24 protein-coding genes are annotated in these 23,658 nt (G+C 70.5%); all 24 read left to right on the plus strand.

What is annotated here, in order from left to right:
• Positions 1 to 91: 91 nt before the first annotated feature.
• The 24 genes from M6G08_RS08230 to M6G08_RS08345 all read left to right on the plus strand — a co-directional run bounded on the left by M6G08_RS08230 (position 92) and on the right by M6G08_RS08345 (position 23,632).
• Positions 92 to 364, plus strand: a complete 273-nt coding sequence (locus M6G08_RS08230; protein WP_256356397.1) for a 2Fe-2S iron-sulfur cluster-binding protein — start codon at positions 92 to 94, stop codon at positions 362 to 364.
• Positions 365 to 416: 52 nt separating this feature from the next.
• Positions 417 to 674 (plus strand): hypothetical protein, encoded by a 258-nt coding sequence (locus M6G08_RS08235; RefSeq protein WP_272586512.1) that lies wholly within the window; start codon positions 417 to 419, stop codon positions 672 to 674.
• A gap of 8 nt (positions 675 to 682) precedes the next feature.
• Positions 683 to 1,894: a fatty acid desaturase gene (locus tag M6G08_RS08240; RefSeq protein WP_272586513.1), complete on the plus strand. Its 1,212-nt coding sequence runs from the start codon at positions 683 to 685 to the stop codon at positions 1,892 to 1,894.
• A gap of 52 nt (positions 1,895 to 1,946) precedes the next feature.
• Positions 1,947 to 2,408: a cobalamin-dependent protein gene (locus M6G08_RS08245; protein ID WP_272586514.1), complete on the plus strand. Its 462-nt coding sequence runs from the start codon at positions 1,947 to 1,949 to the stop codon at positions 2,406 to 2,408.
• The gene (locus M6G08_RS08250; RefSeq protein WP_272586515.1) at positions 2,405 to 3,886 is read left to right on the plus strand and encodes a methylaspartate mutase; all 1,482 of its coding nucleotides are present in this window, start codon (positions 2,405 to 2,407) and stop codon (positions 3,884 to 3,886) included. The genes M6G08_RS08245 and M6G08_RS08250 overlap by 4 nt, the downstream gene beginning before the upstream one ends.
• Positions 3,886 to 4,848, plus strand: a complete 963-nt coding sequence (locus M6G08_RS08255) for a quinone oxidoreductase family protein (RefSeq protein ID WP_272586516.1) — start codon at positions 3,886 to 3,888, stop codon at positions 4,846 to 4,848. Before M6G08_RS08250 ends, M6G08_RS08255 begins: the two co-directional genes overlap by 1 nt.
• A 79-nt stretch (positions 4,849 to 4,927) precedes the next feature.
• Positions 4,928 to 5,884: an EamA family transporter gene (locus M6G08_RS08260; protein WP_272586517.1), complete on the plus strand. Its 957-nt coding sequence runs from the start codon at positions 4,928 to 4,930 to the stop codon at positions 5,882 to 5,884.
• Complete coding sequence (locus M6G08_RS08265; RefSeq protein WP_272586518.1) at positions 5,881 to 7,413, plus strand: pyridoxal phosphate-dependent decarboxylase family protein; 1,533 nt, start codon at positions 5,881 to 5,883, stop codon at positions 7,411 to 7,413. Before M6G08_RS08260 ends, M6G08_RS08265 begins: the two co-directional genes overlap by 4 nt.
• 34 nt (positions 7,414 to 7,447) lie before the next feature.
• Complete coding sequence (locus tag M6G08_RS08270; RefSeq protein ID WP_272586519.1) at positions 7,448 to 8,353, plus strand: LysR family transcriptional regulator; 906 nt, start codon at positions 7,448 to 7,450, stop codon at positions 8,351 to 8,353.
• Positions 8,354 to 8,641: 288 nt separating this feature from the next.
• Positions 8,642 to 9,181, plus strand: a complete 540-nt coding sequence (locus M6G08_RS08275) for a beta-sandwich domain-containing protein (RefSeq protein WP_272586520.1) — start codon at positions 8,642 to 8,644, stop codon at positions 9,179 to 9,181.
• 1 nt (position 9,182) lies between these two features.
• Positions 9,183 to 10,232 (plus strand): BtrH N-terminal domain-containing protein, encoded by a 1,050-nt coding sequence (locus M6G08_RS08280; protein ID WP_272586521.1) that lies wholly within the window; start codon positions 9,183 to 9,185, stop codon positions 10,230 to 10,232.
• A 43-nt stretch (positions 10,233 to 10,275) separates the two neighbouring features.
• Positions 10,276 to 11,571, plus strand: a complete 1,296-nt coding sequence (locus M6G08_RS08285) for a DegT/DnrJ/EryC1/StrS family aminotransferase (protein WP_272586522.1) — start codon at positions 10,276 to 10,278, stop codon at positions 11,569 to 11,571.
• Positions 11,568 to 12,410, plus strand: a complete 843-nt coding sequence (locus M6G08_RS08290; RefSeq protein ID WP_272586523.1) for a transketolase — start codon at positions 11,568 to 11,570, stop codon at positions 12,408 to 12,410. The genes M6G08_RS08285 and M6G08_RS08290 overlap by 4 nt, the downstream gene beginning before the upstream one ends.
• Positions 12,407 to 13,375, plus strand: coding sequence for a transketolase family protein (locus M6G08_RS08295; protein WP_272586524.1), 969 nt, complete (start codon positions 12,407 to 12,409; stop codon positions 13,373 to 13,375). The genes M6G08_RS08290 and M6G08_RS08295 overlap by 4 nt, the downstream gene beginning before the upstream one ends.
• Entirely contained in the window at positions 13,372 to 13,551 is a 180-nt protein-coding gene (locus M6G08_RS08300; RefSeq protein WP_272586525.1) for a lysine biosynthesis protein LysW, read from the plus strand. Before M6G08_RS08295 ends, M6G08_RS08300 begins: the two co-directional genes overlap by 4 nt.
• 109 nt (positions 13,552 to 13,660) lie before the next feature.
• Positions 13,661 to 14,392 carry a 2OG-Fe dioxygenase family protein gene (locus M6G08_RS08305; protein WP_272586526.1) on the plus strand — a complete coding sequence of 244 codons (732 nt, stop codon included), beginning with the start codon at positions 13,661 to 13,663 and terminating at the stop codon, positions 14,390 to 14,392.
• A 476-nt stretch (positions 14,393 to 14,868) separates the two neighbouring features.
• Positions 14,869 to 16,599, plus strand: a complete 1,731-nt coding sequence (locus tag M6G08_RS08310; RefSeq protein WP_272586527.1) for a 2-isopropylmalate synthase — start codon at positions 14,869 to 14,871, stop codon at positions 16,597 to 16,599.
• Complete coding sequence (locus tag M6G08_RS08315) at positions 16,596 to 17,147, plus strand: MaoC family dehydratase (protein ID WP_272586528.1); 552 nt, start codon at positions 16,596 to 16,598, stop codon at positions 17,145 to 17,147. The genes M6G08_RS08310 and M6G08_RS08315 overlap by 4 nt, the downstream gene beginning before the upstream one ends.
• The gene (locus M6G08_RS08320; protein ID WP_272586529.1) at positions 17,144 to 17,908 is read left to right on the plus strand and encodes a 2-oxoglutarate and iron-dependent oxygenase domain-containing protein; all 765 of its coding nucleotides are present in this window, start codon (positions 17,144 to 17,146) and stop codon (positions 17,906 to 17,908) included. Before M6G08_RS08315 ends, M6G08_RS08320 begins: the two co-directional genes overlap by 4 nt.
• A complete protein-coding gene (locus M6G08_RS08325) occupies positions 17,905 to 18,753 on the plus strand; it encodes an HpcH/HpaI aldolase/citrate lyase family protein (RefSeq protein WP_272586530.1) in 849 nt (282 codons plus the stop codon). Before M6G08_RS08320 ends, M6G08_RS08325 begins: the two co-directional genes overlap by 4 nt.
• A gap of 32 nt (positions 18,754 to 18,785) precedes the next feature.
• Positions 18,786 to 19,715, plus strand: coding sequence for a hypothetical protein (locus M6G08_RS08330; RefSeq protein WP_272586531.1), 930 nt, complete (start codon positions 18,786 to 18,788; stop codon positions 19,713 to 19,715).
• 201 nt (positions 19,716 to 19,916) lie between these two features.
• Positions 19,917 to 21,167: an aminotransferase class I/II-fold pyridoxal phosphate-dependent enzyme gene (locus M6G08_RS08335; protein ID WP_272586532.1), complete on the plus strand. Its 1,251-nt coding sequence runs from the start codon at positions 19,917 to 19,919 to the stop codon at positions 21,165 to 21,167.
• Positions 21,164 to 22,102, plus strand: coding sequence for an ornithine cyclodeaminase family protein (locus tag M6G08_RS08340; protein ID WP_272586533.1), 939 nt, complete (start codon positions 21,164 to 21,166; stop codon positions 22,100 to 22,102). Before M6G08_RS08335 ends, M6G08_RS08340 begins: the two co-directional genes overlap by 4 nt.
• Positions 22,103 to 22,111: 9 nt before the next feature.
• Positions 22,112 to 23,632 (plus strand): aminopeptidase P family protein, encoded by a 1,521-nt coding sequence (locus M6G08_RS08345; protein ID WP_272586534.1) that lies wholly within the window; start codon positions 22,112 to 22,114, stop codon positions 23,630 to 23,632.
• The last annotated feature ends 26 nt before the right edge of the window (positions 23,633 to 23,658 follow it).

Raw genomic sequence — 23,658 nt, forward strand, 5'->3', positions numbered from 1 at the left:
GCCTCGGTCACCGCATCGTGTCCCGCGCGCCGGGATGCCCGACCCGCCTCAAGGGGGCTGCACAGCAATGCCGCTCAACAAACTCACCCTTATGCCCGACAGGGTGGAGATCCTGCTGCCCGACGGCTCCTGCCTCACCGACATCGAGTACGAGAGGCCGGAACAGCTGATCCCGTTCGGGTGCCGCTCAGGCGCGTGCGGCGCCTGCGTCATCGAGGTCCTCGACGGCTCCGCGTCGCTCGGGGAGGCCGATCCCGACGAGAGGGACTTCCTCGAGGACCTCGGCCGGGCCGACGGGAACCACCGGCTCGCCTGCCAGTGCCGCCTCCTGGGCGCTGCGACCGTTCGCGTCGTGCAGCAGTGAGCGCAAGCCGGCACGGCTCCGCCTGCCCCCACCACCACCGTGGAGGAACACCGTGCGACAGCACACCGTGATCCCCGGCGTCGTGGACGGCACCGTCACGTCCTGCGTGGACGCCGACGGCCATGTCTCGCTCCGCATCACGATCCGCGACAGCGGCCTGCGGCCCGAGGAGGCCGACCACATCGAGGTCGTCCTCACCCAGCAGGACGCCCGTGCTCTCCTGCCGGCCCCCGAGCGGTCCGCGCCCGTGGCCTGCTCCGTCGGCGTCCGGCTGAACAGCGCGCCCTTCTCCGCCCTCTCCTCCCTCTAGGAGCCCCGATGGCACTGCTCGACCAGCAAGGCTTCTCCGCCCCTGCCGCCGCGGTCCGTGACCCGCGCGAGTCCATGACCGTGCTGCCGGGATTCCTCCAGTTCCCGCTGACGGTCCTCACCGGCAAGGCGCTGCCCGGCCAGCGGTCGCCGGGCTGGACACCCACCTTCCATCTGGTGACCGCCACCGCGTCCATGGCCGCCGGTGTCCTGCTCAGCACGCTGGCCTACGTCATGGGCGGGCCGTTCCTGCTGCTGCTCGCGGCCGGCTGGGCGGTGACCCTGCACGGAATGCGCAACCTGCGGATGATGATCTACCACCAGTGCTCGCACCGGAACATGTACCGCCGCCGCGGGCCGGACCGGGCCATAGGCCACGCCGTGTCCAGCCTCCTGGTCATCCAGAACTTCCAGCGCTACAGCCGCGAGCACGTCAGCGACCACCACGCGCTCGAGCACATGACCCTGAAGGACCCCACGGTCCAGGCCTTCCTGGTCAGTCTGGGCCTGCACCCGGGCATGACCCGCCGCCACATGTGGCGCCGGCTCCTCGGCAAGCTGCTCTCCCCGCGCTTCCACTTCGCATTCGCCGTCTCCCGGGTGCGCTCCTTCTGGAGCGAGTCGGCGCGCACCGAGAAGGTGGCGGCCGTCACCCTCTACGGCACGCTCGCCCTGGTCACGGCGGTGACCGGCACCTGGCCGGCGCTGCTCGTCGTGTGGTTCGTGCCACTCGTCCCGCTCTTCCAGGTCAGCAACACCCTGCGGCTGTGCGTCAAGCACACCTTCCCCGAGCCCGGCCTGGAGGACCGGCGCAGCCGGGCGTACTTCGCCTCGCTGACCAACGCCATCTTTCTCGGCGACCCGGTCCCCGCGCCGCAGCTGCCCGTCGGGCGCCGCGCCCTGGCGTGGACGCGCTGGACCCTGCGGTTGCTGTTCGTGCACGCCCCGTCCCGCTACCTCGTGCTGACCGGCGACACCGTGGTCCACGACTTCCACCACCGCCACCCGCGCGCCGAGGACTGGCCGAACTACGTTTTCGCCCGCCAGGAGGACTCCGGCCGCCTCGCGCCGGGGCAGCCGCCCTACCACGAGGTATGGGGCCTGGTGCCCGCGATCAGCCACGTCTTCGACTCACTGGCCGCCGCCGACCCCGGCGAGTTCGACGTCGACCGGCTGAGGTCCGTGAGCAAGCGGGAGCTCTTCGCCGCGTTCGACGACTGACCGCACAGCCACCGGCACCCCACCAACGACCGCCCCCGAACCAGGAAGCTCGATGCGTACTCTGCCGACCCAGCACCCCGCACCTCCCACCGTCGTCCTCGGCGTGGCGGCCAGCGACAGCCACGCGGTCGCCAACCACCTCATCGCCCACTCCCTGCGCGGCCTCGGCTACCACGTCGTCAATCTCGGCACCTGCACGAGTGTCGAGGAGTTCGCCGAGGCCTGCGAGAAGCACCCGCAAGCCGAGGCCGTGGTCATCGGCAGTCTCAACGGACATGTCCACGAGGATCTGCGCGGTCTCGACCAGGCCAAGCGGTCGGGCCGGATCGCCTGCCCGGTCGTCGTCGGCGGCAACCTCTCCGTGGGCAGCCGCAAGGACGGCTCGGCCCACGACCGCCTGTACGCCGCCGGAGTGGACCACATCCTGGCCGACGCGGCCGAACTGCCCGGCCTGCTCGACCGGTTGCGGCTCGACCGCCGCGGTCCCAGGCTCACCGACCTGGCGGCGTCATGAGCGTCACGTCCGTCCCGTCCGCCGACGGCTCCGCCACCGTCCCACTGGCCTGCGCCACATCACTGCCCACGCCGTCCCAGTCCGCCGCGTACATCGCCTCGCTCGGCAAGCCCACCGCCGCCCAGGTCCTCCAGGACTGCAAGGACCGGGGACGGGTGGCCCTGCAGCCGCGGTGCGGCGTGGGCGGGCACGAGGAGATGAAGCGGCTTCTGACGACCCTGGAAGAGGAGGCCCGCCCCGACATCCTGACACTGACCATCGACTCCCACACCCGGCTCAAGCGGTTCGGCGAGGCCCGGCGCACCCTGCACCTGCGGCCGGCCGACCTCAACGGCTACCCGCTGGTCGCCCACGGCTGGCAGCGCGGTCGTGAACTGAACGAACTGGTCGACGCGCCACTGGAGATCCGGCACGGTTCCCCCGACGCCCGCCTCCTCTTCGACGTTTCCGTCGCCTGCGGCATCACCTCCTTCGAGGGCGGCGGCATCTCGTACAACCTGCCCTACTCCAAGGCCGTGCCGCTGGCCGAGTCCCTGACGGCATGGCGGGACGTGGACCGCGCCTGCGGCGAACTGGCCGACCACGGGGTGATCGTCGACCGGGAGCTGTTCGGCACTCTGACCGCGGTGCTCGTGCCGCCGTCGATCAGCCTCGCCGTCAGCGTGCTGGAGGCGGTGCTCGCCACCCGGGCCGGTGTCCGCTGTGTTTCCGTGGCCTATCCGCAGGGCGGGCACCTGGTCCAGGACGTCGCGGCCCTGCGCAGCATTCCGGTCCTCGCCGAGCGCTACCTCCCCGCCGGTGTCCAGGTCCACGCGGTGCTGCACGAGTTCATGGGCGTCTTCCCCCGCGAGCGCGACAACGCCGAGGACCTCATCCTCTACGGGGCGCTGGCGGCCCGGCTCGGCGGGGCCTCCAAACTGATCACCAAGACGTACCAGGAGGCGTACGGCATCCCCGACACCGCGGCCAACGTGGCCGGTCTGCGACTGGCGAACCGGGCCAACTCGCCGCTGCTGGACTTCGTCACCATCGACGACGACCGGGTCACCGAGGAGCAGAGGTGGATCCTCGACGAGGTCGCCGATCTCGTCGAGCCACTGCTGCGGCGCCCCGACCTGATCGAGGCGATCGTCGAGGCGTTCACCGAGGGGCGGCTGGACATACCGTTCAGCGCCAGCCGTTCCGCCCGGTCCGACATCATCCCGCGGCGCGACGCCACCGGCGCGATCCGCTACCAGACCGCGGGCGCCCTGCCCTTCGCCCCGGCCCGGCTGCGCCGCAACGAGGAACTGCTGCACGGCGTGGACGGCCTCGGGGAACCGGGCATCGACACCCTGATGGCGGGCCTCACCGGCGACATCAACTACTTCCGCGGGCTTTTTCGCGAGTCCGAGCCGCACACCGGGGCCCACGGACCTGGGCGGTCCCGCAATGCGACGGCCGCCACCCCCATCGCACCCGCCGAATCGAGGAACTGATGCGTGCCCTGCAAGTGACCCGCCCCGGCCGACCCGAGGTCCTGGCCGTCACCGACCTGCCCCGCCCCGAGGCCGCGCCCGGCCAGGTCGTGGTCCGCAACGAGGCCGTCGGCCTCAACTTCATCGACGTCTACTTCCGCGACGGCACCTACCCCACGGCCTACCCGTTCGTCCCCGGCCAGGAGGCCGCCGGAGTGGTCACCGCCGTGGGCGACGGCGTCACGGATTTCGCCCCGGGCGACCGGGTCGCGTACGCCACCCAGCTCGGTGCCTACGCCGAGTACACCGCTGTCCCCCAGACCAAGCTGGTGCCCGTTCCCGACGGCGTCGCGCTGTCCGACGCGGCAGCGGTCCTGCTCCAGGGGCTCGCCGCGCTGTACCTCAGCGGTACCACGCACCCCGTGGCGGCCGGCGAGACCGTGGTGGTGCTGGCGGCCGCCGGGGGGCTGGGTCAGCTCCTGGTACGGCTGGCCGCACACCGCGGCGCGCAGGTCGTCGCCGTGGCTTCCACCAAGGAGAAGCGAGAGGCCGCCCTGGCCGCGGGCGCCCACCACGCCCTGCCGTACGCGGACTTCGCGGCCGGCGTGCGCGAACTCACCGGCGGCCAGGGCGCGCACGCGGTCTACGACTCGGTGGGCGCGGCCACGTTCGAGGAGAGCGTCAAGGCACTGCGCCGCCGGGGCACCCTCGCCGTGTGCGGGCTGTCCAGCGGCCCGGTCCCGCCGGTCGACGTCGAACTGCTGCGCACGGCGGGCTCCCTGTACCTGACCCGGCCCACCCTCGCCGACCACGTACCGGACGCGGCCTCGCTCAGGGCGGCGGCCGCCGAGCTCTTCACGCACGTCGCCGACGGCGTGGTCCGTCCCGGCGTCGGTGAACGGCTGCCGCTGGCCGAGGCGGCACGGGCCCACGTCCTGCTGGAGAGCCGGGCCACCACCGGCAAGGTCCTCCTCACGCCATGACGCACCGGCCGGGCCCCGCCGCCGACCGCACCCCGAGCCGTACCCGCAGCCGCTGTGGAGGCGGAGGAAGGACGACATCATGAGCGCCGACGTAGCCACCGAGGGGACCGCGGTCCCGGCCGGCGGTACCGCCCCCCGCGGCATCGGTGCCGTCCCGGCACCGGTGCTGATGCTGGTCGGGATGGTGAGCACCCAACTCGGGGCGGCCTTCGCCAAGCAGTTGTTCGGCACCGTGGGACCCGCCGCGATGACCGTGCTGCGGCTCGGTTTCGCCGCGGCGGTGCTCCTGCTGTTCTGGCGGCCGTCGCTGCGACTGGACCGGCGCACGACGGGTGCGGTCGCCGTCCTCGGCATCGCCATCGCAGGCATGAATCTGTGCTTCTACCTGGCCATGGCCCGGATGCCCGTCGGTGTCGCGCTGACCGTCGGGATGGCGGGGCCGCTCACCGTCGCGGCCCTGTCCTCACGTCGGGCCCGCGACCGGCTGTGGGCGGTGCTCGCCGGGTGCGGCATCGCCCTCCTCGGCTGGCAGGGTGGCGCCGCCGGGATCACCGGGCTGCTCATCGCCCTGGCGTGCGCGGTGTTCTGGGGCGCGTACGTGCCGCTGTCGGCCAGGGTCGGCGCGCTGCTGCCCGGCGGGGGCGGACTGGCGCTCGCGATGGCCTTCGGCACGCTGTGCGCGCTGCCGGCCGGGCTGTGGGAGGGCGGCTCCGCGCTGGCGGACCCGGCGGTGCTCGCCTTCGGGTTCGGCGTCGCGATGCTGTCGTCCCTGGTGCCGTACACCTGCGAGATGGAGACGCTGCGCCGGGTTTCCGCGCTCGTCTTCGGGGTGCTGCTCAGCCTGGAACCGGCGATCGGCGCCCTGGTGGCCCTGCTCGTCCTGCACGAGACCATCTCGCCGTTGCAGACGCTGGGCCTCGCGGCCGTCGTCGTCGCGTCGATCGGCGTCATCCGCGGCACACGCGGCGCCCCCGTCGAGCGGGACGCCGCTTCACGAGACATACCGGACTCACGAGAGCAAGGACTCCGCCAATGATCGACACGGGCAGGAACGCGGCGCTGGTCGGCCGGCCGGAAGCCTTCGAACAGCTGAGGACACTGGTGGACTCCGCGCTCGGCGCGCTCCACGACGCCTCGCTGAAGCGGGGTGGACCGGTCGCGGCCGGCGGCCCCCAGGCGGCGGCCGCCGCGATGGACCGGTTCCTCGAAGGGGGAGCGTTCCTCGCCGAGAGCCCCGACCCCCGGCGGGTGACCGCGCTGTTCGAGGCGTACGCCGCCGGTGCGGCCGACCTCGCGCACCCGGCCGCCGTGTCCCGCATGCAGTGCGCGCCCACGGCCGCCTCCGTCGCCGCCGAGCTGCTCGCCGCCGCCCTCAACCAGTCCCTGCACTCTTGGGAGAGCGGTCCCTTCGCCCTGCAGCTGGAGCGGCGGCTGATCGCGGAGATGGCGTCGTGGGCCGGCTTCGGCGCCGGGGCGTCGGGCACCCTCACACCGGGGGGCAGCATCTCCAACCTGATGGGTCTGCTGGTCGCCAGGGAACACGCGCTGCGGGAGAGCGGCGAGGTGTCCCGCTCGGGCCTGACCGGTCTGCGGGTCGGGCCGAGGATCCTGTGCTCGGCGGCCGCACACTTCTCCGTGGCCCGCGCGGCCGGTTTCCTCGGCCTCGGCCAGGACGCCGTGGTGTGTGTGCCGGTGGACGACCTCGGCCGGATGCGGGTGGACGAAGCACGCCGCATCCTCGACCGGTTCGGTCCCGACGAGCTCCCCCTGGCGCTGGTCGCGACGGCGGGCACGACGGACCGCGGTGCCTTCGACCCGCTGCCCGAGCTGGCCGACCTGGCCGCCGAGCGGGACATGTGGCTGCACGTCGACGCGGCGTACGGCATCGGGGCGCTGTTCTCCCGCACGCTCGCCCCGCTCCTGACCGGGCTGGACCGCGCCGACTCCGTCGCCTTCGACCTGCACAAGTTCGGCTGGACGCCGGCCTCGTCGAGCGTGCTCCTGGTCCGCGACGAGCGGCACCTGCGGTGCCTGGACCAGCAGGCTGTGTACCTCAACCCGGCGGACGACGAGGCGGCCGGGTTCACCGCGCTGCTGGGCACCTCGATGCAGACGACGCGTCGCTCGGACGCCTTCAAGATGACCGCGTCCCTGCTGACGCTGGGTCGGGAGGGCATGGGCGCCTGGATGGACCGGTGCCATGGTCTGGCCCGGTACGCCGCGGCCCGCATCACGGCCGGCACGGACCTGGACCTGCTGGCGGAGCCGCTGCTCAGCACGGTGATCTTCCGCTGCCGGCCGCCCGCGTGGGGCGTGACCGACGAGAACGCCTGGAACGCCGCGGTCCGGCGCACGCTCATGGCGCGCGGACGCGCGCTCGTGGCCCGCACCAAGGTGGCCGGCCCGGATGGTGAGCCCCGGGTCCACCTCAAGCTCGTCTTCCTCAACCCGGCGACGACCGAGGCGGACGTCGACGAACTGCTGGCGGACATCGCCGCCGTCGCCCGGGAACTGGCCGAGGCAGGCCTCGGCGAGGGCAGCGACGGAAGCACGTACGGCGACTGACCGGCAAGCGGCGCGACAACCCCCGGAGGACCACGTGGACATCCGCCAGCTCACGACCTTTCAGAAGGCCGCCACCCTGCTCAGCTTCAGCCGGGCGGCAGCGGAGCTCAACTACGCCCAGTCCAGCGTCACCGGCCAGATCAGGGGCCTGGAGAACGCCCTCGGCATCGAGTTGTTCGAGCGGGTCTCGGGCCGCAGCGTCCGGCTCACCCAGGCCGGGGAACGGTTCCTGCCGTACGCCGAGCAGTTGCTCTGCCTGGCCGACGAGGCCCGCAGCGCGGCCCGGGGCGGCAGTGAGCCGGTCGGCCGGGTCCTCGTCGGAACCATGGAGAGCATCGCGACCTACCACATGCCCCCGGTGCTGGAGTTCTTCCATCACCGCCACCCGGGGCTGCAAGTGGTACTGCGGCCGGGTTCCGGCGAGGACACCCTCCAGGCGCTCGGACGGGGCGCCCTCGACCTCGGTCTGGTGATGGACGTGGAGACCCGGCACGCCGGCATGGAGGGCGTCGTGCTGCGCACCGAGCCGCTGGTCGCCGTCGTCTGTCCGGACCACCTGCTGGCCGCACGCCGGCGGGTGACCTCGGACCAGTTGCGGGAAACGCCCCTTCTGGTGCCCGAGGCGGGGCCGCGCTGCCGCAGGCTGCTGGAACGGGAGCTGTGGAGCGGGCGGGAGCCCGCGCCGCTGCTGGAATCCGGGACTGTGGAGTCCGCGAAGCGCTGGGCGGCAGCCGGGCTCGGGATCGCCCTGCTGCCCGCCGTGGCCGTGGCGGACGACATCGACACCGGTGTCCTCGCCCCGCTCGCCTGGCGGCCACCCTTCGAGGTCAGCACCCAGCTCCTGTGGCGCCGCGGCACACGATTGACCACGGGCATGCGGGCCTGCGCGGAAAAGGTCAGTGAATTCCTGGCCGAAGAAACTGATCGAATAGCCGCCTGAATTCTCGACCGGCCGCCGCTGCCGACCCGATACCGCGACCCATCAGAATGTCCGAACCCCGCGATTCCCTAAGTCGATCGAGAATTCATTGACCGAACGCCCCGGGGTTGGTGAAATTAATACATCAGCACGGGGGCGCAGCACGTAAATCGCTTTTCAAGCCAGGTGCGGCCCTGACGAAAGACTTAATGACCGGGCTAGGTTCGGGACTTAAGACGGTGCTTCAGTGAGGTGGATCACTTGAGGGGTAATCCGGTGTTCTCCGCCAGGACAGGCCGGTGCGAACCGGTGGACATTTCCGGCCATCGCAACAATGCAGCCGTCTCCGCTGCCACGGAGACCAAGGCGGGAGAGTTCAACGTATGGGGAAACTCGTTCTCTGCCGATTATCTGCCGGCGGGCAAGAGTCTTGTGCACGTGGACGGCGTTCCCTTCGAGTTCCCTCCGGTCTGTGAGGGGCCGGACAATGTCCGCTGCGCCGGACAGTTCATTCGTGTGCCCGAAGGCCGTTACGACTGGATCCACGTCCTGGCGGCGTCCGAACGGCGCTGCGAGGACACCGTCGAGCTGAGCTTCGCCGACGGATTCGTCGACGCGGAAGCGCTGCGGGTCTCCGACTTCTGGGCGGCGCCGGCGTGGTTCGGCGAGGTCAAGGCGTTCGAGAGTCTGGTCATGCACTACCCGCACCACGTGCAACGAGGCATTCCCGCCGTCATGTGGGCACAACGGGTGCCGGTCACCCGGCGGGCCGGGCTGACCGGCATCCTGCTGCCCCGCAACGTGGCGATCCATCTCTTCGCGGTCACCCTCCAGCGGACGGAGCTCTGAGATGACCGTCGACACGACGGCACGCACTTACATGATCACCGGACCGGAACCCGAGTTGTGGTACCGCGATCTCATCAGCTGCCTGCAGTCCACCATCGGCTCGGTGCTGGCACGGGCGGGCGCCGATCCGCTGGCCGTGCTCGGCGCGGGCTGGCGATTCCTGCACCTGCCGGGCGACGTCAGGTCCGAGGAGTTCTACTACCCCTGCCTCGCGGACGGGTCCGGCGTCACTGACCTCGGTGCCGCGCTGGCGCCCCACCACGAGCTGCACGCGCGCTGGTGGCAGCCTGCCGACGACGACGTCTGGCGGGAGGTGCGCGAGTCGCTGGCCGACGACCGGTTGGTCATCGCCGCCGTGGACAACTTCCACCTGCCGTTCCGGCCCGCGTACGGAGACGTGCACGCCGCACACCTGGTGGTCGTCCACGGACTGGACGAGACGCGCGGGGTGGTGCACGTCTCGGACGCGATGCCGCCCGCGTTCCGCGGTGCCGTCCCGATCGAGGACTTCCTGCGGAGCTGGGGCTCGGCGAACCCGTCCGACGTCCAGGACGCCTTCTTCAGCGACTCGCGGATCGGCCGGCGCTGTCTCGACGTCCGCCTCGACACCCCGCCCGAGCCCTTGACGCCCGAACGGCTCGGCGAGTTCCTGCGCACCGACGTCGACGGCTTCACCATGGCCACCTCGGCCCGTACCGGTCTCGCCGGATACGACGAGTTCGCCGCGGAACTCCTCGACCGGTGCCGGGGCGCAGACGCCGGCGCACTGCGCGAGCTGTACCCCTTCGGCTGGGGCATGCAGGCGCAGGCGGCACTGCACGGTGAGCTCCTGCGCCGCTGCGGCGGCCGATGGGACGACCCGGTGCTCGCCGCAGCCGGACGGGCGGTCGAGTCCGTCGCGCACGCCTGGACCGGCCTGCGCTTCACCGGCGCGCACGGGCTCGCGGACCCGCGCGCCGCCGCACCCGACATCGCGCGCCACGTCACGCGACTGCGCGGCGCGTACGCCCTCGCGGTCGATGCCGTCGGCGCGGCGGCCGTCCGGCTGTGACCGCGTACGCATCGACCACCGTGAACCTGTGGAGTGGAGAGTGATGAGCAAGCTGGCAGCGCTCGGCGGCACCGCGACCGTGCCGACGGACCGGCGCCACGTGCCGTGGCCCCTGGTGCAGGACGAGGACCGCAAGGCGGTTCTGGACGCGCTCGACGGGGCGAGACTGGTGTCCGACACGGACGGCGTGAACCCGGTGTCCGCGCTGGAGGAGGCGTGGGCCCGCCGCTTCGGTTTCGAGCACTGCGTCGCGGTCTCCAACGGCACCGCGGCGCTGTCCCTCGCGCTGGCCGCGCTCGGTGTCGGACCGGGTGACGAGGTGATCGTGCCCGCACTCAGTTTCATCGCCACCGGGCTCGCACCCGTGCACCAGATGGCCGTTCCCGTGTTCGCCGACATCGACCCGGTCACCTTCAACATCGACCCGGACGACGTGGAGCGCCGGATCACGGCTCGGACCAAGGCGATCATCCCCGTGCACCTGCACGGCGCGCCCGCCGACATGGACCGAATCACCGGGATCGCGCGCAAGCACGGCATCGCGGTGATCGAGGACGCCGCACAGGCCCCCGGCGCGACCCACCGCGGTCGGCCGGTCGGCGGGATCGGTGCCGCCGGCGCCTTCAGCCTCCAGGTCAGCAAGAACATACCGACCTGCGGTGAAGGCGGCCTGCTGGTGACCCGCGACGCGGAACTGGCCGAGGCGATGCGCCGCGGCAGGCAGTTCGGCGAGATGATCGAAGCCGGTCGGGAGCGCGACTACGTCTCGTACGGCCTGGGCTGGAATCACAAGATGAACGCTCTCCAGGCCGCGTTCACCACCGCGCAGCTCGACCGGTACGAAGAGTACGAGCGCGCGCGGCAGCACAATGTCACCGAGTTCCTCGCCCGGCTCGGACAGCTGCCCGGTCTGCGCGTGCCGACCGCGCTGCCGGACAGCACCCACGCCTGGCACATCCTGCGGTTCCGGTTCGACCCGGCCGCGTTCGGCCTGGACGGGGTGCGGCCCGAGGCACTGCGCGGGGCTCTGCGGCGGCTGCTGCGCGCCGAGGGCGTACCGATGTCGCAGTACCAGCTCATGCCGCTGCCCGACCAGAAGGTGTTCGTGGACCGCGCCGGCTTCGGCTCGGGCTACCCGTGGTCCGTGACCGGCGCGCCCGCAACGGTCGTCGGTGAGGACTACCCGGTCACCCGCGCGGTCATCGCCGACTCCCTGACCCTCCAGAAGCGCCACCTTCATCCCGGAGCGGGCGAACTGCTCGGCCTGTACGCGGACGCCTTCGACAAGGTGTGGGCGAACCGCGACATGGTGGCCACGTTCGCGAAGGCGGCCTCATGAACGCGACCCCGGTCCTGGAGCGGACCTCTTTGGCCTCGGCCGCCGCACGCATCCGCTCGCACGTCGTCGACATGTGCGCGGGACCCGAAGGCGGGCATCTCGGCGGTGCTCTCTCCTGCGCTGACGTTCTCGCCGCGCTGTACTTCTCGGTGCTGAACGTGGACCCGCGGCGTCCGGACGACCCGGATCGCGACCGCTTTCTGCTCAGCAAGGGCCACGCCGCCGTCGGCCTCTACGCGGCGCTCGCCGAACGCGGCTTCTTCCCGGTCGGGGAGCTCGCCGGCTATGGACGCCCAGGCAGCAGGCTGATGGGCCATCCGGTGCGCGCGGTGCCCGGCGTGGAGCTGCCGACCGGATCGCTCGGCCACGGACTCGCGCTGGGCTGCGGGTTCGCGCTGGCCGCCCGGTACGCGGGCCGCTCCGCGCGCAGCTTCGTCCTGCTCGGCGACGGCGAGCTCCAGGAAGGTTCGGTGTGGGAGGCGGCCATCGCGGCCGTGTCGCTGCGCCTCGACCGACTGGTCGCCGTGGTGGACCGCAATGGACTGCAGTTGACCGGCCCCACCGACGCGATCGCGCCGATGGAACCACTGGCCGACCGCTGGCGCGGTTTCGGCTGGGCGGTCCGCGAGGTGGGCGGGCACGATCCGGACGAGCTGGCGGCGCATCTCGACTGCGCACCCTGGGAGCCGGGCAAGCCGAGTGTGCTGATCGCCCGTACGGTCAAGGGCCAGGGGCTGCCGTTCCTCGCCGGCCGCAGTGCCAGCCACTACGTGACGCTGTCGCCGCGCAACCACGCACGGGCGGTCCGTGGGCTGCGAGCAGCGGAGGACGCCGCATGAGCCGCGCGACCCGGGAGGCGTACCGGGACAGCCTGCTTCCGCTCCTGAAGCGGCATTCCGATCTGATGTGCCTGGACTCCGACACCGGTCTGTTCAACGCCGACCACGCCACGGCGGCCGGCGACCAGTACCTCAATCTCGGCATCGCCGAACAGAACCTGCTGGGCGTGGCCGCGGGGATGGCCGCGTGCGGGCGGGTCCCGTTCGTCAACACGATGGCGGCCTTCGCGACCTCCCGGGCTCTGGAAACGATCAAGGTCGACATCGCCTACAACCGGTTGCCGGTCCGCATCATGGCCACCCACGGCGGCCTCGCCGCGGGTCATCTCGGTCCGACGCACCAGGCACTGGAAGATCTCGCGGTGATGCGGGTACTGCCCTCGATGACCGTGGTGGTGCCCGCCGACGCCGCCGCCACGGAGGCGTTCGTCGACCAGAGCCTGAACCTGCCCGGACCGCTCTACGTCCGGCTCGGTCGCAAACCCACCCCCGAACTGCCGGCCGCCCCGCCACCGGTCATCGGGCAGGCGCAGACGTTGCGGGAGGGCGGCGACGTGGTGTTCGCCTGCTGCGGCCCGTATCCGGTGCTCGCCTGTCTGGCCGCGGCGGACGTGCTCGCCCAGCAGGGGATCGGGGCCACGGTCCTCAACATGCACACCCTGCGGCCGTTCGACACGCAGACGCTGGTGGCCGCGGCCCGGCCGGCGGCGCTCGTCGTGACGCTGGAGGAGCACTGGCGCGGCGGCGGTCTCGGCGGCGCGGTGGCGGAGACCCTGGCGGAGGCGGCGCCCACTCGGGTGCTGAGGCTGGGCATGCCGGATCAGTTCGTCGACGAGGTGGGCAACCAGGAGCATCTCGTCGCGCATTACGACCTCACCGCGGAGCGGGTCGTGAGGGCGGTCCGAACCGCTCTCGACACCGAGGCCCGCCCCGGGAAGACCGATCGGAAGGAACTCATCTCATGACCACGACCACTGCACAGGCCTGCCCGGGCTGCGAGGAGCCGGTACAGATCGGCGACTCCGTGCGGCTCAACGAAATTCTGGAGTGCGTGGGCTGCCGTATCGAACTGGAAATCATAGCGCTGAGCCCTCTCGTCCTCGCCCTTGCGCCCGATGTCGAAGAGGACTGGGGGGAGTGACGGCCGAAGACGGGTTCGGGCCCATCAGGCGCACCTCTCCCGCGGCCGGGCGATGGCCACCTGGAACCGCGCCGGTCACGCTTCGTCCTGACGTACCCATGGAGTACCGATGATCACTGCACGGCCGACCAGCGGCGTCACGCTCACCGCAATCAAGGATCTGTCCGACTCCGGTGCCCATCTCGTCCGGCACGACGACTTCTCGGCCCTGACAGGCGTCCGTCCCGCCGACTGGGCGCGTTTCGCCGAGAACTGGGAGGTTCTCCAGCGCGACCCCTACATGGCCGACGGCGGCACCTATCGCTATCGCCGGTACGGCCAGTTCGAGCTCGACATGGAAACCGGGGACCTCACCCGACTTCCGCACGGCCCGTACCGCCAGGAGGCCGACGTCAACAAGCTGCACGGCGGCGTCGACAGGGTGTACGAACCACTGACCGAGGCGTTCGTGGGCGACCCCGTCCTGCGCAACGTACTGGTGAGGTCGGCCGAGATCTTCACCGGTGTCGACGGCACCAAGAAGTGGAACGTCAAGGTCACCCCCGTCCGTACCACCACCACGAAGGACCAGGTCGGCGAGCCCACCCCGGAGGGCCGGCACAGGGACGGCGTCACCTTCATCACGTCATTGATGATCGATCGCAACAACGTGACCGGCGGGGAGAGTTCGGTCCACACGGAAGACGGCGAGCTCCTCGTCACCACAACGCTCCGTGAACCCGGCGACATCCTGCTGGGTGACGACCGCCGCACCTTCCACGGAGTCACGGCGGTGCGTCCCGATGACGACGGTGAACCGGGTCACCGCGACGTCCTGATCATGGCCTTCACCTCGCTGTGATCTCCGTCGCGCACGCGGCAGGCCGCCAGGACCCGGTCCTTTCGGGCCAGGTCCGACGGTCTGCCCGTGCGGACCGGGTCCGCGTCGCCGGCCCACGCGGAAGAAGCTCACTGCGGCACACAAGCGAAGGCGACCGAGCGTTTCACCGCGTCGCGGCCGACGAGTAAGTGAAATACGCAGCGGCAGGGGCCCGAAGTCGACGCAACGCGTCCCCTCGAATGAACTTGCCGCAGACGCACCTGGTGGCGACCCGCTCGTAGCGTGCTTCGGCGGGGGACCGGACGTAGTCGTCCGGTCGATCAGTGGTCCCACTACGGAGGTCACGTGCCAACGACACCAGGGCGTTCGGATGACGTCAGGCACGCCGGGCAGCTGACCCGCCCCGCAGTGCGGACGGCCCGCCGCCTCCGAGCTCGTCACCACAGTGAACCGCCGACTGGAGAACCGCCGGAAAAAGCAACGAGCCAAGGGGATTCATGAAGACGAAGACATCCGCGGATCAGCGGCTGCGTACACAGCCCTGGTGGAACGCCCAGCAACCGTCCGGCATGCCGGTTCACCGCTACCAGCGCGCAGAGCCGCAGGACCTCCTCGAGCCCGGCACGCGTACCTGGCTCGGCCGCGCGCCCGGCCACGCCCCGCTGTGGAGCTCGGTGGACCTGCGCGACGGCAACCAGGCTCTGGCCAACCCGATGGACCTGCGGCGCAAGAGGAAGATGTTCGACCTGCTGGTCCGCCTGGGATTCAAGGACATCGAGATCGGTTACCCCTCGGCCAGTGAGACCGAGTTCGAGTTCGTGCGCCATCTGATCACCGGCGGCCACATCCCCGACGATGTCACCGTCACGGTCTTCACCCCGGCGATCCCGGAGCTGATCGACCGCACTTTCGAGGCGATACGTGGCACGGACCGCGCCGTCGTCCATCTCTGCCACGCCACGGCCTGTCTGTGGCGCGAGGTCGTGTTCCGAAAGACACCGTCCGAGGTGATGGCGCTGGCCCAGGAGAGCGCGCAGCGGATGGTGAGGCTGGCCGACCGGGCCGACGGCGCCATCCGGTTCGAGTACTCGCCGGAGACGTTCAACGTCACCGAGCCGCAGTTCGCCCTGGAGATCGCGAACACGGTGGCCGAGATCGTCGAGGCCGCGCCGGAGCGCCCGCTGACGCTCAACCTGCCCAGCACGGTGGAGACGCACGCGCCCAGCGTGTTCGCCGACCAGATCGAGTGGATGAGCCGCAGTCTCGACCGACGCGACGGCATCATCCTCTCCGTCCACCCGCACAACGACCGCGGTACCGCGGTGGCCGCGGCGGAGTTCGCGCTCGCCGCCGGGGCCGACCGGGTCGAGGGCACCCTCTTCGGCAACGGTGAGCGGACCGGCAATGTCTGCCTGGTCACGCTGGCGCTGAACCTGTTCAGCCGTGGCGTCGATCCCCAGCTCGACCTCTCCGACATCCCGTCCGTCCGCCGCGCTGTGGAGGAGTGCAACCGGATGCCTGTGCCGGACCGGCATCCGTACGCCGGCGACCTCGTCTTCACCGCCTTCTCCGGCACCCACCAGGACGCCATCGCCAAGGGACTGCTGCACCTGGAGAACCAGGCCGCCGCCGCGGGGGTGCCGGCCGCGGAGATGCCGTGGGACGTGCCCTATCTGCCGGTCGATCCACAGGACCTCGGTCGCAGTTACGAGGCGGTCATCCGGGTCAACAGCCAGTCGGGCAAGGGCGGTATCGCCCATGTGCTGCGCACACGATGGGGGATCGAGCTGCCCGTCGCGCTGCGCGCCGAGTTCGCCCGCGTCATGCAGCGGGTCACCGATCTCTCCGGTACCGAGATTGATCCGGGCCGGATCTGGGAGATCTTCCGCGCCGAGTACTGCGGTGCCGGTGACTGGGGCGGCTTCGCGGCGCTCGCCTCCGGCGACGACCCGGTCGAGGCGTTGCTGGCCGAGGTCCGTGCGTACGGCGTGGACGCCCACGTGGAGCAACTGGTCCGCGACGAGGGCGGGCCGGATTCCGGCGCACGGCACGTCTGCTACGCGCAGTTGCTCGTGGCGCACGAGCCGGTGTGGGGAGCGGGACTGGGTGCGTTCCCCGACGAGGCGACCGTGCGGGCGGTGCTGTCGGCCCTGCACCGCAGCGGGGCCCGGCCGGCGAACGGCGGGTCTGTGCCGCAGCTGGCCGGAGCCCGGGAGGGGAACCGGTGAACGACCCGATACCCGCGCCGTACGTCGAAGTCGAACCCGGGCGCTTCCGTGAGGACTCCGGCCTGAGTTACGAGGACTACGTCGTCGGCCATGTCTTCGAGCACCGGCCCGGACGCACCATCTCCGCGACCGACAACATCTGGAGCTCGCTGATCTGCCTCAATCAGCACCCCCTCCACATCGATGAGGTGTACGCGTCGAAGACCCCGTTCAAGAGGCTGCTGGTGTCGAGCCTGGTCACGTTCGGGATCGTGAACGGGATGACGGTCAAGACCATCAGCCAGAAGGCGGTCGCCAACCTCGGCTGGGACAAGGTCCGGCTCAGCGCCCCGGTGTTCGTCGGGGACACGCTCTACGCCGAGACCACGATCGTCTCCAAGCGCCCCTCCGCCACTCGGCCGGGCGAGGGCATCGTCACGGTCCACACGGTGGGCCGCAACCAGGACGGAGTGCGGGTCATCGACTTCGACCGCACTCTCCTCGCCACCATGCGGGCCCCGGGGGATCCCGCCGTCGGCCCCTCGTTCCGAGACAGGAAACGCCCATGACCGACATTCCCGTCATCAGCCTGGCCCAGGTCGAGCAGCAGGACGAGGCGAGGATCTGTGCCGAGATCTTCCGGGCCTGCACCGAGACCGGATTCCTCGTCGTGCGCGACCACGGCATCGACCGGAAGGTCTTCGACGACGCCTACGAACTGGCCCACGATTTCTTCCGGCAGGCGCCGGAGAACGCCTGCGTGTACGCCGGCGGCAAGGGCGGGCCGGCCGGGTGCACCGACAAGGCCGGCGTGGGACGGCTCGTGCTCGACGGCTCCGAGCCCCTTCCCTTTCCGGCCGACAAGCGGGGAATCGCACTGCGTGACGCGCTCAAGACCTATTTCGCCGCATGCCGGACCGTCGCCGACCGAGTGACCGGGATGCTGACCGTGGCGCTGGGACTGGGCGAGTTCGTCGACGACGCGTTGCTCACGCTGTTCACCAAGGACGGCCCGGGGCTGCAGCTGTGCGATCCGGCCGGCGACTGGATCGACGTGGACGTCCCCGAAAGGGACTGGTTCGTCGTCAGCACCGGCCAATTCGAGATGCGCTGGTCGCACGAGGCGCGTGTCTCGCCGCGCTGGGCGGGCGAGGGCAACCGGTCAGGGCAGTCGATCGCGCTGTTCAAGCCGGCCCACGACGCCGCCGTCATCGAGTGGTTCCCGAAGTACACCCAGGTGCGACCGGCCGCGTACGAGCCGGCCCGCCACGACGATTTCTCGCCGGAGAGGCTGAACGCCTTCTTCGGGAGTGAGGAGGTCCGGTCGTGAAGGTTCATCCCTGCCTGTTCTACGTCCCCGCGTCGCGCGTCGACAAGCTGCTGAAGCACGTGCCGCGCGAGTCGGTCGCGCTCGTGCTCGACCTGGAGGACTCCGTCCCGAAGCAGGCGAAGCCCGCCGCCCGCGAGCGGCTCGGCGCGGTCGATCTGACGGGTACGGGCCATGCCGGTGTCTGGGTGCGGATCAACAGCATCGAGACACCGGACGGCCTGCTCGACATACAAACGCTCCTCGCGCTCGACGGGCAGGTCGGCGGTCTGCCCGTGGAGACGGTGCTGGTGCCGAAGGTCTGCGACGCCCGCGATGTCGCCATCTACCGGTCGCTCCTGTCCGGCCTTTCCGACCCGCCGGAGATCTGCAGCTTCATCGAGACGGTGGACGCCGTCGAGAACGCCTTCGAGATAGCGGCGGTCAGCGACGGACTGTGCTTCGGACAAGCCGACCTGGTGGCCGAGATGTGGGCGCCGGACGAGTCCTATCTGGCCCATGCGCGAGCCCGGATGTGTGTGGCGGCATCGCGCTACGGCCTGCCAGTGATCGACACGAACTCCTTCGAGCTGTGGGACATGGACATCGTCCTGGCCCAGAGCAAGGCGGCGAAGCAGTGCGGCTACACCGGCAAGGCGGCCATCCACCCGAAGCAGGTCGACGTCATCGTCGAGACGTTCGGCACCTCACCCGGAGAAATCGACCGTCACTACCAGACGATCAAGGACTACGAGGCCGACGAGGCCGGCTTCGCCGTCAGCAAGGACCAGGTGCTCGCTCCGCCCTTCGTCCTGAAGGCCCGGCGCACGATCGCGCTGCACAGCGGCATCGCACATCCCGTCCGCTGAAACCGAACACCCCTCACCCGAGGAGAAGCACAGTGAGCATCCCGATGAAAGACCTCGTACAGCAGGCGATGGTCGACATCTCCGACTACGAGGTCGAGCTGACCGACGGCCGGTTCGGCCCCGTGCCCGCCGACCTCACGGCCCGGCTGGAGAAGCTGGTCGCGCGGAAGGCCGGACTTGCGGTGTGCCACGGCCTCAGCACGCTGCTGGCCAAGCACGGCAAGGACATCCACGACGAGACCGACGCCGCGGCGGCGCGCGACTACCTCAAGGCGATATTCCGCTCCTTCACCGACCAGACCGACCTCGCGAAGCACACCCCGGTCGTCATGGACTACGACCAGGTGGCGAGCATGGACGTGGACGGGTTCAACAAGAACACCAGCTTCACGCCCAATTCGGACCACACCGAGTCACGCGAGTTCCTCACCACCAAGTGCATCCACTTCGATGCCGCGACGACGTTCATCGCCAACGTCTACGGCCCCAACACCAACATCGACGGCGGCCGGCCCATCGTGTGCAACACCCGCGAGTACTGCGACCGGACGGGCGTGGACCCGGCGGATCTCATCGAGCTGATGCCGCACAGCTACAACGTCGCGGTCAGGCCTGAGCATGTCGAGGCGCTTCTCGCCGACCACGCGGTCGTCGTGGACAGCGACCTCCTCGATGACATGATCATGGTTGTCCTCAACAACGAGGTCGACGGCGGGCTCGCGCACGCGGGCTCCGCGCCGTGGCTGATCGACCCCGACAAGCCCGGCAAGCGCCCGCTGCGCCACATGGAGCTGCAGTTCGCGGACGGACAGAACCTCAGCAACTGGTACCGCCACTACCGCCTCGGCATGCCCGAGGTCAACGTCAAGGTGCCTGAGGTGAACACTTCGGACCACGACCGCTACCACCGGGGCGTGGACGCCGTACTCGCGGCCCAGGGACCGTCCGCCCGAGGCAACTGACGGTGACGGCGGGGCGAACCGGGATCAAGCCGGCCGGCGCCGGGCATCGGCCGCCGCCGCGGTCCGGCCGGGGACGATCCACGCCTGGTGCCGTCGTCCCTCAGTTTCGAGACACGTCAGGCGGCCACGCCACTTCGCACCTCGCCGTGAGCGCCCGCGTCCGCCGTCCCCTCCCTCCCAACCGCCCCGACGAGGAGACGCATGCACACCACCGTGATCGACCCCCTGTACGACACCACGATGGGACCGCACCGGTTCCGCAACAACCAGCGCATGGTCCCGGCGGGCGAGGCAGCCTGGAACCTGGCCGCGGAGCACGGCATGCTCGACATCCGCGTCGACGCCAGTGGTGGCCAGAACCGGCTGCGCGACGTACGCACAGGGCATGAGTTCCTGAACCTCGCCTCCTGTTCCTACCTCGGCCTCAACAGCCATCCGACCGTCGTCGAAAGCGGCGTCGAGGCCTTGCGGAGCGAGAACGTCACCGGACTGGCCATGGCCGAGTTCCGGATCCGGCTGGAGGCCGCCCACCGCCTCGAGGAGGAGCTCTCGGCGCTGTTCGACACGCCCGTGCTGCCTTCGATCTCGTGTGGGGTGATCAGCGCGGCGGTGCTGCCGCTGCTGGCGTCCGGGCACATCACCGGGACCGATCCCCTGGTCGTCGTCTTCGACCGGTTCGCGCACTTCTCGATGAACTTCCTCAAGCCGGTCGTGGCCGACGAGACGCTCGTGCTCACCGCCCCGCACAACGACATGAACTTCCTGGAAGAGGTGTGCCGCAAGTACCCGCGCGTCGCCTATGTCTGTGAGGGCGCCTACTCCACCGGCGGCCTGGCCGACCTGGAGGCCATCAGGGCCCTCCAGGAGAAGTACGGCATGTACGTCTACATGGACGACTCCCACGCCCTGTCCACCCAGGGGCCGAACGGCGAGGGCTACGCCCGGTCGGTCTTTAGTGATCTCGACGAACGCACCATGATCGTCGCCTCCACGGCCAAGGCGTTCGGCTCCACCGGCGGGATCGCGATGCTCGGCTCGTCCAGCGTCTTCGACTTCCTGTACCGCTCCGGCCCGATGGGCTGGTCCCAGGGACTGCGTACCGCCGCCATCGGGACGACCCTGGGCAGCATCGCCGTCCACCGGTCTCCGGAGCTGGGTGCGCGCCAGCGACAGCTGGCCGAGAACATCGCGCTGTTCGACCGGAGGATGGAGAACCGGTCGATCCGCGGCGTCGGATCGCACATCAAGTTCGTCACCGTGGGCGAGAACGACTGGGCCGTGGAACTGGCCACCGAGCTCTACCGGCGCGGTTACTACTGCTCGGCGATGTTCTTCCCGGTGGTGCCTCGTGGACAGGCCGGCATCCGGCTGATGCTGCGCGGCGACATGACCACGGCCATGACCGAGAAGTTCGTCGACACCCTCCAGGACGTGCTGGACGGATTCCTGTGACGGCAACGGCGATCGAGCGCACGTCGTCCGCGAGGTTCGTCCGCTCACTGGCCGGGGCGATGGGCGAGGCCCTGCGCAGCGGGGCCGTGGCGCGGATGCTTGTCCCGCCGCGCGAGACCGTCGAGGACGGGACTGGGGCGAAGTTCATCTCCATGCCCGCCGTGTCACCCGACCACGACCTCTACATCAACAAGGTCGCCACGATCGTGGCGCCGGACGTGGCGGGCCGGGGGGCGACCGTCACCGCGCGGGTCCCGGCGTTCTCCGTCTCCACCGGCCGGCACCTCGGCACGCTGGACGGAGAGACCGTCACCAACGCGAAGTGTGCGGCCGTGACGGCCCTGGTGACCGATCGGTGCGCCGTACGGGACAGCCGGGTACTGGGGATCATCGGGTCCGGAGTCCAGGCCCGGCAGCAGTTCCTCGGGGTGTCGGCGGTGCGTGACCTCTGTGAGGTCCGGGTCTTCTCCCGTGACGCACGCCGGGCAGCGGCGTTCGCTCGTGACATCGCCACCATGGCGAGCGTCGCCGGGTCCGCGGTCGATGTCGTGGTGTGCGACTCGGCCGAGGAGGCGAGCCGGGGGGTCGACATCCTGTCGACCGCGACCACGTCCACGGCACCGCTGCCGATCTCGTCGGACCTGCCCGCCAACATCCACATCAACTGCATGGGCGCGCACACCGCCGAATCCCGCGAGTTGCCCGCCGAACTCCTGCGTACCAGCGTCGTGATCGTCGAAGACCTGGCCACAGCGATCGCCGAAGCAGGCGAGAGCCACGCGGCGGCCGCGGAACTCGACGTCCTGACCGGACCCGGCTCGGCCGGTTTCGCGCAACGGCGGACGGTCTTCGCGTCCACCGGGTGCGCCTACCTCGACCTGATCACCTGCGCCCACGTGATCGACCACGACGCATCACCGGCCACACACGGATAGGACAAGAGCTTGGCCAACATCGGACGGGAAGAGCGCTCGGGCGGCCACGACCGGGCGCTTCCCCAGCGATTCCTGGACTTCATGACGACCGGCTGGCGCGACGGGGAGGCGGATCTCGCCCCCGTTCCCCAGGTGAAGCACCTCGCCCGGCGCCGGGACCTGCTCTCGGCGGCGTTCCCGGGCGACACCCTGGTGATCCCCACGGGCACCATCCACTCACGCACGTTCGGCTCCCCCTACCCCTTCCGGGCGGGCAGCGACTTCCTGTGGCTCACCGGCGACCAGGAGCCCGATTCGGTGCTCGTGATGTACCCGACGGCCGGCACACACGACGCCGTCCTCTACACGCGGCCGCGTTCGAACGCGGAGTCCGGTGCTCAGTACCTCGACCGGATGGACGGCGAGATCTGGGTCGGCCGGCGCAAGTCCCCGGAGGAGAAGGCCGCCACCCTGGCGATCGACACGCGCCCGCTGCACCGACTGCGCCCGGCGCTGCGCGCGATGGCCTCCTCGGACCGGCTGCGCGTCCTGCGCGGCTACGACGCCGGCATCGACGGCGGCCTCGATCACGGCATGCTGCCCGTGACACCCGACAACACCGGCCGCGACGCCATGCTGGCCAGTGTGCTGAGCGAGCTGCGGATGGAGAAGGACGAGTGGGAACTCGCCCAGATCCAGGACGCGGTGGACGCCACGGTCCGTGGTTTCGAGGACGTCGCCCGGCGGCTGCGGCCCGACGCCCCGACGCCCGAGCGCTACATCGAGGGGGTGTTCTCCTGGCGTGCCCGCGTCGACGGCAACGCCCTCGGTTACAGCTCCGTCGTGGCGGGCGGCCCCCGCTCCACGATCCTGCACTGGGCACGCAACGACGGCAGCGTCGAACCCGGACAGATCCTGCTCATGGACATGGGCATCGAGAACAACAACTGCTACACCGCGGACGTCACCCGGGTACTGCCGGTCTCGGGCACGTTCAGTCCGGCCCAGCGCGATGTGTACGACATCGTGCACGCCTCGCGGAACGCGGGGCTGGCGGTGCTGGCTCCGGGCGCGGCCTTCGCGGAGATCCACGACGTCTGCATGCGCGTGCTGGCCGAGGGGCTGAGGTCGCTCGGCCTCCTGAAAGGCAGCGTGGACGAGGCGATGGACCCGTCCTCCCTCACCTACCGCCGCTGGTCGCTGCACGGCTTCGGGCACATGCTCGGCCTGGACGTCCACGACTGCGGACATGCCCGGCCGAAGACCTACGGCAGCGGTGTGCTGCGGGAGAACCACGTACTGACCATGGAACCCGGCCTCTATCTGCAGCCGCACGACGAGCTCGTACCCGAGGAGCTGCGCGGTATCGGGGTGCGGATCGAAGACGACGTCCTGGTCACGGCCCATGGCCACCGTCTGCTGACCGAGGCGCTCCCCACGGAGTCGCACGAGGTCGAGGCATGGCTCGCCGCCCAGCGGGAGGCCGGCCCGCGGGAACCGGGCATCGACGACGTGCGACCGGCGGCTCACCGCGGTCCCACCGGATATTGAGGAGTGCCAGGAAGATGTCACGTGAC

It is taken from the genome of Streptomyces sp. M92 (assembly GCF_028473745.1).
Lineage (GTDB): Bacteria > Actinomycetota > Actinomycetes > Streptomycetales > Streptomycetaceae > Streptomyces.

Bases quoted from the DNA above. Each gene is read 5' to 3' on its own strand.
- M6G08_RS08250 (WP_272586515.1), top strand. From the start codon at position 2,405: ATGAGCGTCACGTCCGTCCCGTCCGCCGACGGCTCCGCCACCGTCCCA.
- M6G08_RS08310 (WP_272586527.1), top strand. From the start codon at position 14,869: ATGAAGACGAAGACATCCGCGGATCAGCGGCTGCGTACACAGCCCTGG.
- M6G08_RS08295 (WP_272586524.1), top strand. From the start codon at position 12,407: ATGAGCCGCGCGACCCGGGAGGCGTACCGGGACAGCCTGCTTCCGCTC.
- M6G08_RS08285 (WP_272586522.1), top strand. From the start codon at position 10,276: ATGAGCAAGCTGGCAGCGCTCGGCGGCACCGCGACCGTGCCGACGGAC.
- M6G08_RS08300 (WP_272586525.1), top strand. From the start codon at position 13,372: ATGACCACGACCACTGCACAGGCCTGCCCGGGCTGCGAGGAGCCGGTA.
- M6G08_RS08320 (WP_272586529.1), top strand. From the start codon at position 17,144: ATGACCGACATTCCCGTCATCAGCCTGGCCCAGGTCGAGCAGCAGGAC.
- M6G08_RS08305 (WP_272586526.1), top strand. From the start codon at position 13,661: ATGATCACTGCACGGCCGACCAGCGGCGTCACGCTCACCGCAATCAAG.
- M6G08_RS08255 (WP_272586516.1), top strand. From the start codon at position 3,886: ATGCGTGCCCTGCAAGTGACCCGCCCCGGCCGACCCGAGGTCCTGGCC.
- M6G08_RS08240 (WP_272586513.1), top strand. From the start codon at position 683: ATGGCACTGCTCGACCAGCAAGGCTTCTCCGCCCCTGCCGCCGCGGTC.
- M6G08_RS08280 (WP_272586521.1), top strand. From the start codon at position 9,183: ATGACCGTCGACACGACGGCACGCACTTACATGATCACCGGACCGGAA.
- M6G08_RS08265 (WP_272586518.1), top strand. From the start codon at position 5,881: ATGATCGACACGGGCAGGAACGCGGCGCTGGTCGGCCGGCCGGAAGCC.
- M6G08_RS08260 (WP_272586517.1), top strand. From the start codon at position 4,928: ATGAGCGCCGACGTAGCCACCGAGGGGACCGCGGTCCCGGCCGGCGGT.
- M6G08_RS08245 (WP_272586514.1), top strand. From the start codon at position 1,947: ATGCGTACTCTGCCGACCCAGCACCCCGCACCTCCCACCGTCGTCCTC.
- M6G08_RS08335 (WP_272586532.1), top strand. From the start codon at position 19,917: ATGCACACCACCGTGATCGACCCCCTGTACGACACCACGATGGGACCG.
- M6G08_RS08230 (WP_256356397.1), top strand. From the start codon at position 92: ATGCCCGACAGGGTGGAGATCCTGCTGCCCGACGGCTCCTGCCTCACC.
- M6G08_RS08290 (WP_272586523.1), top strand. From the start codon at position 11,568: ATGAACGCGACCCCGGTCCTGGAGCGGACCTCTTTGGCCTCGGCCGCC.